5 protein-coding genes are annotated in these 2,671 nt (G+C 69.4%); 3 read left to right on the top strand and 2 right to left on the bottom strand.

The features are described from left to right. Positions 1–360: 360 nt before the first annotated feature. Entirely contained in the window at positions 361–696 is a 336-nt protein-coding gene (gene cutA, locus CM1CMNOD_RS04255; protein ID WP_043602961.1) for a divalent-cation tolerance protein CutA, read from the bottom strand. Continuing rightward, positions 693–1,301 (bottom strand): helix-turn-helix transcriptional regulator, encoded by a 609-nt coding sequence (locus CM1CMNOD_RS04250; RefSeq protein WP_013872429.1) that lies wholly within the window; start codon positions 1,299–1,301, stop codon positions 693–695. The genes cutA and CM1CMNOD_RS04250 overlap by 4 nt, the downstream gene beginning before the upstream one ends. Positions 1,302–1,484: 183 nt before the next feature. Here CM1CMNOD_RS04250 and CM1CMNOD_RS04245 point away from each other — a divergent pair, with 183 nt between their 5' ends. The 3 genes from CM1CMNOD_RS04245 to CM1CMNOD_RS04235 all read left to right on the top strand — a co-directional run. Beyond that, on the top strand, positions 1,485–1,886 hold the full coding sequence (locus tag CM1CMNOD_RS04245; RefSeq protein ID WP_013872428.1) for a hypothetical protein: 402 nt from the start codon (positions 1,485–1,487) through the stop codon (positions 1,884–1,886). Beyond that, positions 1,883–2,335 carry a hypothetical protein gene (locus CM1CMNOD_RS04240; protein WP_013872427.1) on the top strand — a complete coding sequence of 151 codons (453 nt, stop codon included), beginning with the start codon at positions 1,883–1,885 and terminating at the stop codon, positions 2,333–2,335. Before CM1CMNOD_RS04245 ends, CM1CMNOD_RS04240 begins: the two co-directional genes overlap by 4 nt. Next, positions 2,332–2,671 (top strand): HNH endonuclease (locus CM1CMNOD_RS04235; RefSeq protein ID WP_131773842.1); only part of this gene is annotated, 340 nt, incomplete at its 3' end. The genes CM1CMNOD_RS04240 and CM1CMNOD_RS04235, both read left to right, overlap by 4 nt.

The following is a 2,671-nucleotide window of genomic DNA, read 5'->3' as shown; positions in this document are numbered from 1 at the left end:
CCCCGGAAACACGCTCCCCGCAGCCACCCTCGCGCCTCTCTCCCTGCCTACCGACCGCCCGATCAGTTACCGACTGTTGCCCCACCGGGTCGCCTATCCACGCCTCTGCCTCCACGCCTCACCCCCCGGGCACGACGTGGCGAAGCGTGCGGACATGGTAACGGAGATGAGATGCCCCCGCCCCGGGCCGGAAATACGGCGCGTCCCGGTGGGGACTTCCGGCGGGGGGCATCTCAACAAGGGGATTCACTTACCGTAACGACGTACGGCTCAGTTGGGCCAGTTGTGCCAGTCGGGCCACCATGGGAATCCTGGCAGAGCTGGCCCAACTGCGACCATGACGGGCCATAAAACCACCAGCTAGCCAAGATCATCCGAGGCGGTCTCGGAAATGATCCAATCGATGTAGTCCGGATTTGCGTCCGCAATTGGTGTCGCGACCACGCAGGGTACTTCGTACGGATGTTCCTGACGAGTTCGCTGGATGATCGCAGGTACCAGGCTCGCACGCGTGTGGAGTGTCGCCTTCACCTCGGTGGTGTCGTGGAGCTGGCCGCGCCATCGGTACAGCGACCGTATAGGCGTGATGTGCCCTGCGGAGCACAGACGATCGCTGATGAGGCGACGAACGAAGCCCGCCAACCAGTCCGGGTCCGCAGCAGTGATGACGACCTCGGACACCTTGTGGTCGCTCACGCTGGGACCGCGCTGCCGTCCTTGAGGCCCGCGATGAGGGCGCGTGCCTCTTCGTCGCTGCGCGCCATCGCACCCCAACCAGTGATGATCTTTCCGTCGTAGCTGAGTCCGACCCACCGTCCGACCATGTGGACGCCATGGGGGTGCAGCACGAAGTACATCGTGCCTTTCGAGCGGACAGCACCGTCGTCAGCGGCGTACCACCCCATGAGGACTTCGTTGTCCCAAATGCGCAGTTCTCCGCGCCAGAGGTACCCGCCCTCCTCAAGGGTGACGTTTCCTCGGCTCAGCGCGTCGACCTCGATGCGGTCGCCCTGCTGACGAAACCGCGCCTCCTGACAGGTGATCACTTCTTCGCCATCCATGAACGTCTGCCAGGAGGACCACCACGTACCGGTGAGGTCAACACGCTGCCCGTGCTCACCTGCCAACTCGGCCACCGAGATGCCCAGCGCTTTCGCAATGGCGACCGCGACGGACAGCACGGGTTGCTGCTCGCCGGCTTCGTACCGGCGGATCTGCCGCTTGTCGACGCCGGCCGCCTTCGCCAGGTCGACTTGCGAGATCCCCAACTCGGCCCGTCGCTGGCGGATCACTTCAGCCATCTGCACCCTCCCATCGTTGGGGACTTCTCAGTCCTTGACAACGGACGCTTTAGTCCCCAGTCTATGGGACGTATCAGTCCTCCGCAGACCTGAGACAGGCCGGCAGGGGACGAAAAAGCCCGGACGGGGTGGCATCCCCATCCGGGCCGGGTGCATCGGGCTCCCCCACGAGAGGAACGGAAGATGCTGGTCAAGGATACGTCCACGCTGTCGATCAGGGACAGCCTCACCGCCGCCGGCTGCGGTGGTGTTCCGTGCGTCCTGTGCGGGTCGCCGGACTACGACGAGACCTCCTACGGGCCGACGGTGTCCTACGCCCGGCCGGTTGTCCCGCTGTCGTTTGAGCTGATGGTGGCGGCCGTGGCGTACTGCGGCGCGACCGACGAGGAGCTGTCGACCCCGGCGCAGGTCCGCCACCAGATCGACTTGTTCATCGGGTTCCGCGGCATCGACGCCGCGCAACGGTTCGTCGAGCGGGCCGGCACGGCCGGGTGGGACGCCGACGAGGCCGCCGGCTGGGCGTTCTCCCGCCAGGCGGTCGCGGCGATGCTGACCGCCGAGCGTGCCGCGGCGGGTGCCCGATGACCGCCCCGACGCTCACCCGCCCCACGCCGCCTGCCGGGGCTGTCCCGGCGGGTGCGCCGGCCGGCTATCCGGTAGGGGACATCGCCGCCGCGTTGCGCTGGCTGGCCGCGGAAACCCTCCGCCTGCACGACCTGGTCCTCACCGGCGCCCCCGCGGAGATCCCGGCGGAGACGTCGCCGGCCGGCGGGTGGGAGCCGGCCCTGACCGTCGCCGACGTCCGCCGGCTGTGCGCCGACCGCGGGTGGAGCAACGGCCGGCTGATGCTCGCGCTGCGCCGTGCCGCCGACGACCGCGGCACCCGGCTGCCCGACGACGAGCATCTCAAGCGCACCGTGTCCCGGTGGCGCAACGGCCACACCGGCCTGTCGGTGTTCTACGCCGATCTGCTCGGCGACGTCTTCGGCGCCCGGTTCGCCCCCGGCCGGCCCCCGGCGGGACCGGTCCGGTGAGCGTGGCCAATCCGGCGACCCGCCGGTACCTGTTCGCCGCGTTCGGGGGCCGCTGTGGCTACTGCCTGACCGCTACCGCCGACCACCTTGACCACCTGGTGCCGCGGGCGGCCGGGGGGAGCAACAGCCGGTTCAACCTGATCCCGGCCTGCACCCCGTGCGGCCGGTCCAAGGGCGCCCTGTCGATCGCGGACTGGGTGTCCCGGCAGGCGGCTGGCGCCACCACCACCGGCGCAGCTGCGCCACCGGCACCGGCACCGGCGTACCCGGTGCCGAGGAAACCCGTGACCCGCCACCCGGCCCGGTCCGCCGTGGCGTGGGGTGGCCAGGCCAGGG

This window comes from Protofrankia symbiont of Coriaria myrtifolia (assembly GCF_900634755.1).
Lineage (GTDB): Bacteria > Actinomycetota > Actinomycetes > Frankiales > Frankiaceae > Protofrankia > Protofrankia coriariae.
Note: the sequence above shows the minus strand (reverse complement) of the source record. Positions and strands in the feature narration are given on the sequence as shown.

What these genes read in the sequence shown, in the direction of transcription:
- CM1CMNOD_RS04250 (WP_013872429.1), bottom strand. Translation starts at nt 1,301, where the DNA reads ATGGCTGAAGTGATCCGCCAGCGACGGGCCGAGTTGGGGATCTCGCAA.
- CM1CMNOD_RS04245 (WP_013872428.1), top strand. Translation starts at nt 1,485, where the DNA reads ATGCTGGTCAAGGATACGTCCACGCTGTCGATCAGGGACAGCCTCACC.
- CM1CMNOD_RS04240 (WP_013872427.1), top strand. Translation starts at nt 1,883, where the DNA reads ATGACCGCCCCGACGCTCACCCGCCCCACGCCGCCTGCCGGGGCTGTC.